We start from the raw sequence: 13168 nt of genomic DNA on the forward strand, positions 1-13168 counted from the left end.
TCATGAGTTAAAAATTTGTAATTGGTTTGTTAATTATTTTTTGGCAAATATATATAATTAATTCTATCGATTTACTAGACTTTAAAAAATATTTTTTTATTTTTTTACTAATGAGGCGATTGTGATGCCTTCCATAGCCTTCAAAGTTTTGTCTCTGATAAGCATCAAACCGTGACGCAGACTGCATTCAGACTCGGTTTTACAATCAGAGCAAGGCTCGTAAAAATTTAAAGAAGCGCATGGCAAAAGTGCAATTGCACCGTCAAATAATCGGTGAATTTCTGCCAAAGTGATGTCGTTTTTCGATTTTATCAGATAATAACCGCCAAATTTTCCTTGTTTACTGCTCACAAAACGTCCTCGTTTTAGATCTAATAAAATTTGCTCTAAAAACTTTTTAGGAATATTAGCTCCATCAGCAATTTCTATAGTTCTAGAAATGTGATTTTCATCTTGTTCTGCTAAATAAAGTAAGGCCTTAAGGGCGTATTTTGCTTTATGTGATAACATCTAAATTAAATTGTAAAATGTAAATGTATGATTTTTTAAACTTGAAACCTAAACTTGAAACGTGAAACCAATAAAACTTGAAACAAAATTTGTTTACCAGCCTCCGCTAGATCCGCCACCAGAGAAACCTCCACCGCCAAATCCGCCGCCGAAGCCACCGCCTCCGCCAAAACCACCTCCAGATGATCCGCCACCGAAGCCTCCAAAACCGCCTCCGCCACTTCTTCCAAGATTGCTCAAAATAATGACATCAAGCAGGCTAGGGCCGCCGCCGCTATTGCCTGAATTTCCTCCTCCGCCTCGTTTGTTTCGGGACATTAAAATCAATACAATAACAACAATTACAATGAAAGGTAATATCGGAAAATCTTTTCCTTTGTTTTGTTTGCGTTCGCCTTTGTATTTTCCTTTAAAAACATCGATTATGGCATCAGTTCCTTTGTCAAGACCGTTGTAAAAACTTCCGGCTTTAAATTCAGGAATAATAATGTTCCTTATTATAGTTCCTCCAATTCCTGCGGTCAAGCGATCTTCAAGTCCATATCCAGGATTAATGGCAATTTTCTTTTCGGCTTTAGCTAATAAAATAATTACGCCGTTGTCATCTTTTTCAGTTCCCCCAATTCCCCAGGTTTGTCCCCATTTAGTTGCTAACTGGCTTACATCTTCGCCTTTTAGGCTTTCAATTGTTATGACAACAATTTGAGTGGTAGTAGAATCAGAATAACGAATCAGTTTTTCTTCTAATTGTGATTTTTCAGAAGCGCTTAAGATATTTGCATAATCATAAACAGAAGTTTGAAAACTGGGCTTTTCTGGAATTGTAAACTGAGCAAAAATACTATTACAGGCAAATAACGTAATCAGTAAAAAGGCAGACAGAAAAAATCCTTTTGAATTTGAGGTTTTGTTTTGGAAAAATTTCATTATTTATCCTTTTGAGATTTCGTTAGATAGTTCGTTTGTGTCATCTTCTGACCAAGGGAAATATTTTTTTAATTGTTCTCCGGCATTCGTAATTCCGTCAACAATTCCTTGTTTAAAATTTCCAGCTTTAAAATGATTGGTCATAATGTCTTTGGTACAATCCCAAAAATCATTGGCAACCAAATCATTAATTCCTTTGTCTCCACAAATTACAAAGTTTTTGTCTTCAACTGCAAAATAGAGCAATACGCCATTTTTCAATTTAGTTTCATCCATTCGTAATTCATGAAAAACTTCTAAAGCCCTATCAAAATGGACTTTAGAAGTTGTTTTTTCTATATGCACTCTAATTTCGCCAGAAGTATTATTTTCGGCCATGCGAATAGCTTCAACAATTTCTTGCTCTTCTTCTTTGGTTAAAAAATCTTCTACTTTTGACATGGAAATTATTTTGGAGTTTAGAGTTTAGATTTTAGATTGCAGATTAAATCTGAAATCTAAAATCGTTAATCAAAAATATTAAATCTTTAGAATTTTACTTCAACAGGTTTGTCAGCGCCTTCAACAGCATTGAAATATGCTTTTTCTTTGAATCCAAACATACCTGCAAACAAGCTGTTTGGGAATGTTTTGATGTGGTTGTTATAAGGTGCAACTGCTTCGTTGAAACGAGTTCTTGCCGTTAGAATTTGGTTTTCTGTACTAGCTAATTCGTCTTGAAGTTTCAAGAAATTCTCGTTTGCTTTTAATGTTGGATATTGCTCAACAGAAACTAATAATCTTGATAAAGATGAAGATACACCACTTTGTGCTTTGTTGAATTCAGCAAGCTGTTCTGGAGTAATGTTAGATGGATCTACAGTCACGCTTGTTGCTTTTGCACGAGCTTCGATAACAGCCGTTAAAGTTGATTTTTCGAAATCAGCTGCACCTTTTACCGTGTTTACTAAATTTCCAATAAGGTCATTACGTCTTTGGTAAGCTGTTTGAACATTTCCCCAAGATTGTTCTACAGTTTGATTTAATGTTACCGCAGTATTGTTAATTCCTTTAACCCAGCTGTAAATTCCAATTATAACAACTGCTGCAATAATCCAAGGCAAAAATCTTTTCATGAGTGTTTAATTTAAGTTTGTTTCTATTTTTATTTAATTACAATTCGTTTTTAATGTCGTTTAATTGTGTTTTTATGGATTCTAATTTACGTATTATTTCGAATTTATCTAATGTTTTCTTCTGTCCCTCTTTTAAATGCGTTTTGGCACCTTCAAGTGTAAAACCTCTTTCTTTTACCAAATGATAAATCAGCTGCAGGTTTGTAATATCTTCCGGAGTAAACATTCGGTTTCCTTTGGCATTCTTTTTTGGTTTCAGAATATCAAATTCGCTGTCCCAAAAGCGTATCAAAGAGGCATTGACATTAAAAGCTTTGGCCACTTCGCCAATACTATAATATCTTTTATCTTTTGAAAGTTCGATATGCATGATTTGTTTTTTTCTATTTTATTTCAAAAATACTATTTTTTGTACTGTTACCCTAAAGTCAAAAGTCAAAAGTCATAAAGTTTTTAAAGTTCTATAGGTATTTATTTCTATTTTTACCCATTGTGTATGTTCTCAAAAAAAATACAAAGTCAACATTAGCAACAACTTTATAACTTTTGACTTTACAACTTTTGACCGCTGGATGTTAATCTAATGATTGATTTTCTTGATTTGCCATTTGTGAAATTGCGACATATTCAGCAGCTGAAATATTTCCGTAATAAAAATTTAGCGGATTCACGACTTTTCCATCTTTATGAACTTCATAATGGCAATGGGGGCCTTCAGATCTTCCCGTACTTCCCACGTAACCAATAATATCTCCTCTTTTGACATGTTGTCCTGGTTTACAATTGTATTTGCTCAAATGTGCATACAGACTTTCGTAACCAAAACCATGTCTGATGACCACGTGATTTCCAAATCCTGAAGCGGCGGCATCAGCTCTGTCAACCACGCCGTCGCCTGTCGCATAAACAGGAGATCCGGTATTTGCTGTAAAATCCATTCCGTTGTGCATTTTTCGCACTTTTGTGAAAGGATCAATTCTATATCCAAATCCTGATGCAACTCGTTTTAAACTTTCGTTTTGAACAGGCTGAATTGCAGGAATGGCTAACAATAAATTCTCTTTTGCTCCAGCTAATTTCAAAATCTCATCTAGAGATTTAGACTGAATAGCTAATTGCTTTGAAAGCTTGTCGATTCGTTTGGTTGTGTTTAAAACCAATTGTGAATTGTTGTAGCCTTCTAATTTTTTATATCGCTGAGCATCTCTGAAACCTTCTTTCCGAATCGAATCTGGAATTTCAGTTTTATTGAAATAAATTCTGTAAATATTATTGTCTCTATCTTCGAGTGACTCGGCAACATCATCAATTTCGTCCATTTTTTTGTTTAAAATGGCATATTGTAGCTTTAAATTTTCAATTTCACGAGCTTGCAAACGATCTTTTGGCGTCTCAAAATATGAGGTATTAATTAAAAGAACAAAAATTAAAAAGCCAAATAGAGCTGAGGCCAACAAAAACAGGAATGCATAACCAATTTTCGCCCTTTTTCTGGTTTTTATTTTCGTATAAGCCAGATTTTCTGAGTCGTAATAATATTTTACTTTCGCCATATTTTAAAATACCCTATTTTTGCAGCTTGTAAAATAAGTTAGTCGAACAAAATTAAAAAATGTTTCAGTTGTTCGAGACTTTTTTCAAGAATTAAAGCAATTAGATAATGTGTCAATTTGATAATTAGATAATGTATTAAAAACGGAATTTGTTGTTTTAAATTTTACAGTTTTTAATTAAAAATCTAATGATCAGATTTTCAGATTGATGAATTATCTAATTGACATATTTTCAAATTATCACATTATCAAATTGACACATTTTCTAATTTAAATATGAAATCACAAGACGTACGTAAACAATTTTTAGATTTTTTTGAGAGTAAAGGGCATACTATTGTTCCTTCAGCTCCTATTGTGCTTAAAGACGACCCAACCCTAATGTTCAACAACTCGGGAATGGCCCAGTTTAAAGAATTTTTCTTAGGTAACGGAACTCCAAAAAGTCCAAGAATAGCCGATACGCAAAAATGTCTTCGTGTTTCAGGAAAACATAACGATCTTGAAGAAGTTGGTATTGATACCTACCACCACACTATGTTCGAAATGTTAGGAAACTGGTCTTTTGGTGATTATTTCAAAAAAGAAGCAATCAATTGGGCTTGGGAATTATTGACAGAAGTTTATAAAATCCCAAAAGAAAATCTTTATGTTTCTGTTTTTGAAGGAAGTAAAGAAGATAACGTTCCGTTTGATCAAGAAGCTTGGGATATCTGGAAAACTTTAATCGACGAAGACCGAATCATTTTAGGAAATAAAAAAGATAATTTCTGGGAAATGGGAGATCAAGGACCATGTGGACCTTGTTCTGAAATTCACGTTGATTTACGTTCTGAAGAAGAAAAGGCGCTGAAACCAGGTAAAGAAGAAGTAAATAATGATCACCCACAAGTAGTTGAAATCTGGAATAATGTATTCATGGAATTCAACCGTAAAGCTGATGGTTCTCTTGAAAAACTTCCAGCACAGCACGTTGATACCGGAATGGGATTTGAGCGTTTGTGTATGGCTCTACAAGGAAAAACATCAAACTATGATACTGATGTTTTTATGCCTTTAATTAGAGAAATCGAGACGATTACAGGTGCAAAATATACAACTAATGATGTAACAGGCATTAGTGAAGAACAAAATAAAATGAATATCGCTATTCGTGTAGTGGCAGATCACGTTCGTGCGGTAGCTTTTGCTATTGCTGACGGTCAGCTGCCTTCTAACACGGGTGCAGGATATGTAATTCGTAGAATTTTACGTCGCGCAATTCGTTACGGATTTACTTTCTTAGGAACAAAAGAGCCATTTATTTTTAAATTGGTTGAAACTTTAAGCGAGCAAATGGGAGAATCTTTCCCAGAAATCAGAACGCAGAAAGCACTTTGTTCGAATGTAATTCGCGAGGAAGAAAACTCATTCTTAAAAACTTTAGATCAAGGATTAATTCTTTTAGATGCAGTAATTTTAAACAACAACGGAGATACTGTTGATGGTAAAAAAGCATTTGAATTGTATGATACTTACGGATTCCCAATCGATTTAACAGCTTTGATTCTTTCTGAAAGAGGATTGAAATTGGACGAAGAAGGTTTCCAAGAGCAATTACAATTGCAAAAAGAAAGATCTCGTGCAGCATCTAAAGTAACAGCTGGTGACTGGAATGTGCTTGTAGAAGATGATATTCAGGAATTTGTTGGATATGACAGATTATCTCAGCAAGTTAAGATTACAAAATACCGTAGAGTTGAAAGCGTGAAAGATGGAGAGATTTTCCAATTGGTTTTCAATGCAACGCCATTTTATGGAGAAAGCGGAGGACAAACGGGAGATAAAGGATATTTAGAAGCTCAAAACGGAGATATCGTTTATATTATTGACACTAAAAAAGAGAATAATCAAACGATACATTTGGCAAAATCATTGCCGGAAAATCTTACGGGAACTTTTACTGCTGTTGTTGATGCTTTACAGAGAGCTAAAACTTCGTCAAATCACTCGGCTACGCACTTGTTGCACCAAGCTTTACGTAAGATTTTAGGAACTCATATTGAGCAAAAAGGTTCGATGGTTCGTAATGCATCTTTACGTTTTGACTTTTCTCATTTCTCTAAAGTTTCTGATGAAGAATTGGTAGAAGTAGAAAACTTCGTAAATGCAAGGATTCGTGAGAGTTTGCCATTAGTTGAGAAAAGAGCAATTCCAAAAGAACAAGCTCTTGAAGATGGAGCGATTGCTTTGTTTGGAGAGAAATACGGAGATTTAGTTCGTACTATTAAATTTGGAGATTCTGTTGAATTATGCGGAGGAACTCACGTTGCAAATACATCTGATATCTGGCATTTCAAAATCATTTCTGAAGGAGCTGTTGCAGCTGGAATTAGAAGAATTGAAGCAATTACAAGTGAAGCAGCAAAAGAGTATTTTGAGTCACAAGCTGTTTCTTTAGCTGAAATTAAAGATGCGCTTAAAAATGCTCAAGATCCTGTAAAATCGATTTTAGCGTTGCAAGACGAAAATGCACAGTTGAAAAAACAATTAGAAGCTTTATTAAAAGATAAGGCTAAAAATATGAAAGCTGATTTAGCTAAAGAATTACAAGAAATTAACGGAGTTCAATTTTTAGCAAAACAAGTAGACTTAAATCCAGAAGGAGCAAAAGATTTGGCTTACGAATTGGGTGGTTCTTATAACAACTTATTTGTGGTTTTCGCTACAGCTCACGAAGGAAAACCAATGTTAACTTGTTACATCTCTAAAGAAATTGTAGCTGAGAAAAACTTAAACGCTGGACAAGTAGTTCGCGAATTAGGGAAATACATCCAAGGTGGAGGAGGAGGTCAGCCTTTCTTCGCTACAGCAGGAGGTAAAAATGTTGATGGAATTGGTGAGGCTTTGTCTAAAGCGATTGATTTCGTTAAATAAGATTCTAAGGGGCTATCCCGATAGCTATCGGGACTAAGCATCTAAGTTTTTATAAAATCACAAAAACAAACCCGGCAGGTTTTTAAAACCTGTCGGGTTTTGTGTTTATGTGAAATAGCTTAAAATGTTATTTTGATGGCTTTTAGAGGAAATGAGCAAGCTTAAAAATGTATTATTTTACGGGTTAATTTTAAAACCAAAATATTATGAAAAAAAGTTCGTTTTATTTTTTAGCAATTGCTTTACCAATGCTAACTTCATGCTCTAACGATGTTGTCGAGAGTTCGAGCAAATCGGAAAACATTTTGCCAAGAACGGTAAAATACACTAGCGCTGGGTCTTCTGTAGAAACCTCATTTGCTTTTACTTACAATGGAAATAAAATTAAGAGTATTACTGGTCAAAATGAGAGAACAGATTATACTTATGAAGGTGATTTTATTGTAAAAGAAGTCAAGTATAATACGCAAAGCGGTAGCGATGTAAAGAAAGAAGAATACTCATATGCCTATGAAAACAATAAATTGGTTTCTACAACTTATTCAAAAAATTTCACAGCTAAATATCCAAATGGAAGCTATATAGAGAGAAGTGTTTATGCATATAATGCAGATGGCAGTGCAGTAATGAAAACCTATTATAAAGATTCAGAATTTTTTGAAGCAGAGAAATTGGGAGACATCGAGCTAGAGCGCAATATTGATAAGCTTACTTTTGTAGATGGAAATTTAATAAAACGAGTTTCGACTATTAGTATGGGTTCATATGTTGGTTTTGCTGGAACAGCAACTACAGAATATTTATACGAATATGATGCAAATAGTACGCCTTTTAAAAACATTTTAGGATTTGATTTATTAATGAAAGATGTATTTGCAAATAATATAGTTAAAACGACTAAGTCATCTGTTTTATGGGATGGAAGTTATTTAAATTCAAATTCTTCTAATACAGAATATGTTTACAATGAAAAAGATTATCCTGTAAAAGTATCAGAAAAACTTAGAACGATAGAATACATTTATTAATAAGTGTAAAATGTCATAATTGATTTTATCCATAACAACAAACCCGACAGGTTTTTAAAAACCTGTCGGGTTTTGTGTTTAAAATATTTTCTTATTTTATGTGATTTCTCCCTTCAGTCGAAATGACAAATTATACGCTTTATTGATTATTTAGAAAAACCTTAGAACCTTAGCAACTTAGTACCTCAGAACCTTTAGAAAATCTATTTACGTTCCCCAATCTGCTGGCGCCACATCGCGTAATAAAGTCCTTTTTCTTCAATCAAATCTTCATGTTTGCCTTGCTCGATAATTTTACCTTGTTCAAGGACAAAAATTCTGTCAGCATGCATTACAGTTGATAAACGGTGAGCAATTAAAACCGTAATTCTGTTTTTATCGGAGATATTTCTAATTGTAGCATTAATTTCTTCTTCAGTAATAGAATCTAAAGCAGAAGTTGCTTCATCAAAAATTAATAAATTCGGGTTTCTTAAAATCGCTCTCGCGATAGACAAACGTTGTTTTTCACCGCCTGAAACTTTAATTCCGCCTTCACCAATTGTGGTATTTAAACCATCTTCGGCACGTCTTAAAAGTTTGTCACAGCTTGCGCGCTTTAAAGCATCGTATAATTCTTCGTCGGTCGCATTTGGTTTAACGAATAATAGATTTTCGCGAATAGTTCCAGAGAATAATTGTGCATCTTGAGTAACAAAACCTAATTGTTTTCTTAAATCTAATAAATCAATTTCGGTTGAATCAATGTCATTATACAAAACTTGTCCTTCTGCAGGCGTATATAATCCAACTAATAATTTTACAAGAGTCGTTTTTCCAGATCCCGAAGGTCCAACAAATGCAACGGTCTGGCCTTGTTTAATTTCAAAATTGATGTTTTCAACGGCTTTGAATTTTGCCGTTTTATGTTGAAAGCTGACATTGGTAAAAAGCAGTTTTTGGATTGCTCCAACATGTTTTGGAGTTTTAGGACGAAATTCTTTAGGAGCATTCAATAAAACTCTAAAATTTTCCATTGAAACTTTCGTTTCATTAATTGCAATAATAAAGTTTCCGAGTTCCTGTAAAGGTCCAAAAATAAAGAAAGTGAAAAATACCATTGTCAATAAATCGCCCACAATAATTTTTCCTCCAAATAGGAAATAATACAATGTGAAAACCACACAAGTTCTCAAAAAGTGAACCGTTGTTCCCTGAATGAAACTCAAACTTCTGATGAAACGAATTTTTTCTAATTCCAACTGAAGAATTTTAAACGTATTTAAATTCAAACGTTTTTCTTCCTGATACGTTAAGCCAAGACTTTTTACAAGCTCAATATTACGTAAACTTTCGGTTGTAGAACCCGCCAAAGCATTGGTTTGATTCACGATTTTCTTAGAAACAATTTTGATTTTTTTGCCTAAATACGAACTTACTAAAGCAATAATTGGCGCTGTAATCAAAAAGATAATCGAAATTCTGTAATCGATTCTCGCAACATACACAATTACGAAAATGAACCCAATAATGGTTTGAAAAATTAAAGAAATCGAAAGCGTGATCAATTTTTCAGAATCTGAACGAACTTTAGTCAATTTGCTCAAAGTTTCACCGCTTCGTTGATCTTCAAATTCGGCGTAAGGCAAATCAAGCGACTTTTTGATTCCGTCAGTATACATTTGAGCGCCGGTTCTCTGAATTACAACATTGGTGAAATAATCCTGAAAGTTTTTTGTAATTCGGGAAATCATCGCCGCGCCAAGCGATAGTCCGAGCCAGAAAGATAACGATTTGATAAAGCCAGCGGCGTTTCCGTCGTATTTATGTAGTCCAACACCGCAATCCTGCATTAATTTACCGGTGATAATTGAGTCTGATAAACTGAAACAAATGTTTATCGAAGCCATAATCAGCGCAAAAAACAAAAGCATTTTGTGTCTGATTATATAAGAATATAATAATTTCATATGATTTTTAGAAAAGTGGAAGATGCAAAAGTAAGGAATTGTTTTAGTTTGTAGAGTTACTTTGTGTTATTTAAAATGTAATTTTTTCAAAGCTGATTTTTAAATAATGGAACAATAAAAAGTTGAAAAAATAATGGATTTATAAATATTTTAGCTTGAGTTAAATTTTTTTGAGTAAAGTTATTAATCCTATTTTGCTTGTTAATAAGGTATTGGGAATTGCTTAAGTTTTATTTTTATTTCGGGTATGGATTTCCGTAATGCTTTGATTTGTGGTTGCAGTATGTTTGCTATGAATAACATATTAAACAAAAACAAAATGAAAAAAATTCTATGTCTTTTCGGAGCTTTGACTCTATTATTAACTTCATGTTCAAGTGATGATTCTGGTTCATCAGTAGTTTTGTTAAAAAAAGAAATCACTACTGATTCTGATGGAGATAAAGTAACCACAGATTACAAGTATGACGGTAATAAAATTATAAGTGCAACTGTTCAAGGTACTACAACTGGTATATATTTTACTTACACTGGAGATTTAATAACTAAAATGGAGTTTAAGTATGAGGGTGTAGTAGAACAAGTTAATAAATATGAATATGATTCAAACGGCAAACTTATTAGTTTTATTCGTGTTGAACCACTTGAAGAAAATGGTTCTAAAGAAGTTTACACCTATAATTCAGATGGATCAATTTCGATAACAGCTTATAGTGGAACTGATCTAGCGCAAACTACTGCTGACGGAACAGGAAAAATAACTTTTGTTAATGGAGAAATAGATAAAATAGCTTTGACATATGGCCCAACTAGAAGTTATACTTATGATGATAAAAATAATCCTTATAAAAATGTTTTAGGATATGATAAAATCTCTTTTACAGATGGTGAGGCTGAAGGAATTTTACATAATATCGTATCTGTAAAAAATGGTACTAAAGTTACAGAATCTTATGTTTTTACTTATAATGGAGATGGCTATCCTGTAAAAAGCGTTGATACTGATGGGTCTGGAGTTGCTACAACAGAGTATTTTTACTAGAAAATAAACTCAATTGAAATTAAAGCCAGAAGCATTTTAATTCTGGCTTTTTTTGTCTAAAATAAACGAAATTTATTTTAAACAAAAAAACAATTTTGAGCATAAATTTCATCTTCAAAAGGTTTTTACTTTTAAAATGTTTTTGTGCTTGATTTCTATTTTAATTTTCTTTCTTTGTAAGAAATAACAACCAAAATAACAAATAAATGAAAAATATTTTATCTCTTTTTTCAGCATTAGCTCTTGTTTTAAGTTCATGCTCATCTGACGATTCAAAGGAATCTTCAGTATTTGTCAAAAAAATTGTTGAAATAGATAGTGATGGGACTTCATACACTACACAATTTACTTACGATGGAGTCAAAAAGGACAGAGAAACTATAATAAATAACGCGACAAACAAAGTAGAGTATTATATGGATTACAGTTATAATAGTGAAGGTACGATAGCTTCAGTTCTTAAATCAACTACTGATGGTAAACCTCTTGTTTTGGTTGAACTAACGTATAATGATATTTATTTAAAGACCATTTTGCAGACGGAATTTGTGAGTGGTAAAAAAAATATCAAAAAAACATATTATTCTATAGGAATTAGATTTGGTAATGAAACAGTTACATACAAAACTGTAGATGTCGACGAAAATAATAATGCTGAAAGTAATCCAGTTCAAGGAAAATTAACTCTTGAAGATGGGAAAATTGTTAAGGATGAGATAACTGGTGCTCAAACAACAACAATAGTTTATGAATACGATATGGCAAATAACCCTTTCAAAAATGTTAAAGGTGTAGAAGCTTTATTAGGTAATTTTGATTTGGGATATTCTAAATTTAATAAAGTAAAGGAAACGTCGACCACTTCTTCAGAGTCGCCTAAAATTAAAAGTTCAACCTATAGCTATGATGGAAAAAATTTCCCGACAGAAGCTAAACATTTTGACAAGCATGGCAATATAAAAGGTTCTACACAATATTTTTATTAGTAGAAAATAAAAAATAGTCAAACCCAAATATTTCATTCAGTGATTTATTTGGGTTTTTTGTTTCTAAAAAATAACCGAAATTTGTTTTAAACTAATAAGAGATGCAATTCAGAACCCAAATTCCAATTTCAAAAAGTAATTCTCCAATCGATTATAATTCGAAAATACTTTCTGTTGGTTCTTGTTTTGCAGAAAATATAGCAGAGAAATTTGATTATTTTAAATTTCAGAATGAAACCAATCCGTTTGGGATTATTTTTAATCCGGTTTCAATTGAGAAAATATTTCGAAGAGTTTGTGCATTGGATTTCTATCAGGAAAAAGATGTTTTTTTTCATAACGAGCGTTGGCATTCTTATGAAGCGCATTCCGATTTAAGTAATTCCGACCGACAAGAATTGCTTGAAACTTTGAATAAAGCAATTACAGAAACCCATAAACAATTAAAAGAAGCTTCGCATATTATCATTACCTACGGAACTTCCTGGATTTACAGAAATCTAGAAACCGAAGAAATTGTAGCGAATTGTCATAAAGTGCCTCAAAAACAATTCTCAAAAGAGTTATTATCAGCTGAAGTCATTCAGCAAAGCATTCAAAACACGATCGATTTAATTCAGACATTAAATCCAAACATAAATTTCATTTTCACAATTTCTCCAGTTCGCCACATAAAAGACGGATTTATAGAGAATCAACTTGGCAAATCGCATTTATTCACGGCTTTGCATAAAACTTTCGACTTTCGACTTTCGACTTTCAACTACTTTCCTTCTTACGAAATCATGATGGATGAACTTCGCGATTATCGTTTTTATAATGAAGATATGTTGCATCCCAACCAAATTGCGATCGATTATATCTGGAAACTTTTCAGCGAAAATTATATAGCAGAAAATAGTATTTTAACAATGAATGAAGTAGACGAAATCCAAAAAAGTCTTCGTCACAGAAGTTTCAATCCCGAATCAGAACAGCATCAAAAATTCCTAGCAAAACTCCAACAGAAAATAAATATGTTAGGAGAAAAATTACCACATATTAAATTCTAATTCCAAGAAATTTTTCTTTGTGTCTTTGCTCTCGATGCCTATTGGGAGCAAAGACGCAAAGTTTTATTTATGTTTTGGTTAAAGTAAGAA

12 protein-coding genes are annotated in these 13168 nt (G+C 32.9%); 5 read left to right on the top strand and 7 right to left on the bottom strand.

What is annotated here, in order from left to right; translation table 11 throughout:
* Nucleotides 1-96: 96 nt before the first annotated feature.
* The 6 genes from EYY60_RS11605 to EYY60_RS11630 form a co-directional block, all read right to left on the bottom strand.
* Entirely contained in the window at nt 97-510 is a 414-nt protein-coding gene (locus tag EYY60_RS11605) for an RrF2 family transcriptional regulator (protein WP_026730483.1), read from the bottom strand.
* 93 nt (nt 511-603) lie between these two features.
* Nucleotides 604-1437 (bottom strand): TPM domain-containing protein, encoded by an 834-nt coding sequence (locus EYY60_RS11610; RefSeq protein WP_132989500.1) that lies wholly within the window; start codon nt 1435-1437, stop codon nt 604-606.
* Nucleotides 1438-1440: 3 nt separating this feature from the next.
* Entirely contained in the window at nt 1441-1878 is a 438-nt protein-coding gene (locus tag EYY60_RS11615) for a TPM domain-containing protein (RefSeq protein WP_132989501.1), read from the bottom strand.
* An 86-nt stretch (nt 1879-1964) separates the two neighbouring features.
* A complete protein-coding gene (locus tag EYY60_RS11620) occupies nt 1965-2552 on the bottom strand; it encodes a LemA family protein (RefSeq protein WP_026730480.1) in 588 nt (195 codons plus the stop codon).
* A gap of 37 nt (nt 2553-2589) precedes the next feature.
* On the bottom strand, nt 2590-2922 hold the full coding sequence (locus EYY60_RS11625) for a MerR family transcriptional regulator (protein WP_012023968.1): 333 nt from the start codon (nt 2920-2922) through the stop codon (nt 2590-2592).
* 205 nt (nt 2923-3127) lie between these two features.
* Nucleotides 3128-4105, bottom strand: a complete 978-nt coding sequence (locus EYY60_RS11630; RefSeq protein ID WP_132989502.1) for a peptidoglycan DD-metalloendopeptidase family protein — start codon at nt 4103-4105, stop codon at nt 3128-3130.
* Between the two features lie 276 nt (nt 4106-4381).
* On the opposite strand from EYY60_RS11630, the gene alaS reads away from it, so the two are divergent.
* Together alaS and EYY60_RS11640 are read left to right on the top strand one after the other, a co-directional pair.
* Nucleotides 4382-7021 carry an alanine--tRNA ligase gene (gene alaS, locus EYY60_RS11635; protein WP_132989503.1) on the top strand — a complete coding sequence of 880 codons (2640 nt, stop codon included), beginning with the start codon at nt 4382-4384 and terminating at the stop codon, nt 7019-7021.
* Between the two features lie 206 nt (nt 7022-7227).
* Nucleotides 7228-8049, top strand: a complete 822-nt coding sequence (locus EYY60_RS11640; protein ID WP_132989504.1) for a hypothetical protein — start codon at nt 7228-7230, stop codon at nt 8047-8049.
* A gap of 203 nt (nt 8050-8252) precedes the next feature.
* Here EYY60_RS11640 and EYY60_RS11645 read toward each other — a convergent pair whose 3' ends face one another.
* On the bottom strand, nt 8253-9998 hold the full coding sequence (locus EYY60_RS11645; RefSeq protein WP_132989505.1) for an ABC transporter ATP-binding protein: 1746 nt from the start codon (nt 9996-9998) through the stop codon (nt 8253-8255).
* A 319-nt stretch (nt 9999-10317) separates the two neighbouring features.
* Between EYY60_RS11645 and EYY60_RS11650 the strand changes: the two genes are divergently transcribed.
* The 3 genes from EYY60_RS11650 to EYY60_RS11660 all read left to right on the top strand — a co-directional run bounded on the left by EYY60_RS11650 (nt 10318) and on the right by EYY60_RS11660 (nt 13078).
* Nucleotides 10318-11040 (top strand): hypothetical protein, encoded by a 723-nt coding sequence (locus EYY60_RS11650; RefSeq protein WP_132989506.1) that lies wholly within the window; start codon nt 10318-10320, stop codon nt 11038-11040.
* 206 nt (nt 11041-11246) lie between these two features.
* Complete coding sequence (locus tag EYY60_RS11655) at nt 11247-12026, top strand: hypothetical protein (protein WP_132989507.1); 780 nt, start codon at nt 11247-11249, stop codon at nt 12024-12026.
* A gap of 101 nt (nt 12027-12127) precedes the next feature.
* Nucleotides 12128-13078 (top strand): GSCFA domain-containing protein, encoded by a 951-nt coding sequence (locus EYY60_RS11660; protein WP_132989508.1) that lies wholly within the window; start codon nt 12128-12130, stop codon nt 13076-13078.
* Nucleotides 13079-13168: the final 90 nt, after the last annotated feature.

The organism is Flavobacterium zhairuonense (assembly GCF_004352915.1).
Classification (GTDB): Bacteria; Bacteroidota; Bacteroidia; order Flavobacteriales; family Flavobacteriaceae; genus Flavobacterium; species Flavobacterium zhairuonense.

What these genes read in the sequence shown, in the direction of transcription:
- EYY60_RS11605 (WP_026730483.1), bottom strand. Translation starts at nt 510, where the DNA reads ATGTTATCACATAAAGCAAAATACGCCCTTAAGGCCTTACTTTATTTA.
- EYY60_RS11610 (WP_132989500.1), bottom strand. Translation starts at nt 1,437, where the DNA reads ATGAAATTTTTCCAAAACAAAACCTCAAATTCAAAAGGATTTTTTCTG.
- EYY60_RS11615 (WP_132989501.1), bottom strand. Translation starts at nt 1,878, where the DNA reads ATGTCAAAAGTAGAAGATTTTTTAACCAAAGAAGAAGAGCAAGAAATT.
- EYY60_RS11620 (WP_026730480.1), bottom strand. Translation starts at nt 2,552, where the DNA reads ATGAAAAGATTTTTGCCTTGGATTATTGCAGCAGTTGTTATAATTGGA.
- EYY60_RS11625 (WP_012023968.1), bottom strand. Translation starts at nt 2,922, where the DNA reads ATGCATATCGAACTTTCAAAAGATAAAAGATATTATAGTATTGGCGAA.
- EYY60_RS11630 (WP_132989502.1), bottom strand. Translation starts at nt 4,105, where the DNA reads ATGGCGAAAGTAAAATATTATTACGACTCAGAAAATCTGGCTTATACG.
- alaS (WP_132989503.1), top strand. Translation starts at nt 4,382, where the DNA reads ATGAAATCACAAGACGTACGTAAACAATTTTTAGATTTTTTTGAGAGT.
- EYY60_RS11640 (WP_132989504.1), top strand. Translation starts at nt 7,228, where the DNA reads ATGAAAAAAAGTTCGTTTTATTTTTTAGCAATTGCTTTACCAATGCTA.
- EYY60_RS11645 (WP_132989505.1), bottom strand. Translation starts at nt 9,998, where the DNA reads ATGAAATTATTATATTCTTATATAATCAGACACAAAATGCTTTTGTTT.
- EYY60_RS11650 (WP_132989506.1), top strand. Translation starts at nt 10,318, where the DNA reads ATGAAAAAAATTCTATGTCTTTTCGGAGCTTTGACTCTATTATTAACT.
- EYY60_RS11655 (WP_132989507.1), top strand. Translation starts at nt 11,247, where the DNA reads ATGAAAAATATTTTATCTCTTTTTTCAGCATTAGCTCTTGTTTTAAGT.
- EYY60_RS11660 (WP_132989508.1), top strand. Translation starts at nt 12,128, where the DNA reads ATGCAATTCAGAACCCAAATTCCAATTTCAAAAAGTAATTCTCCAATC.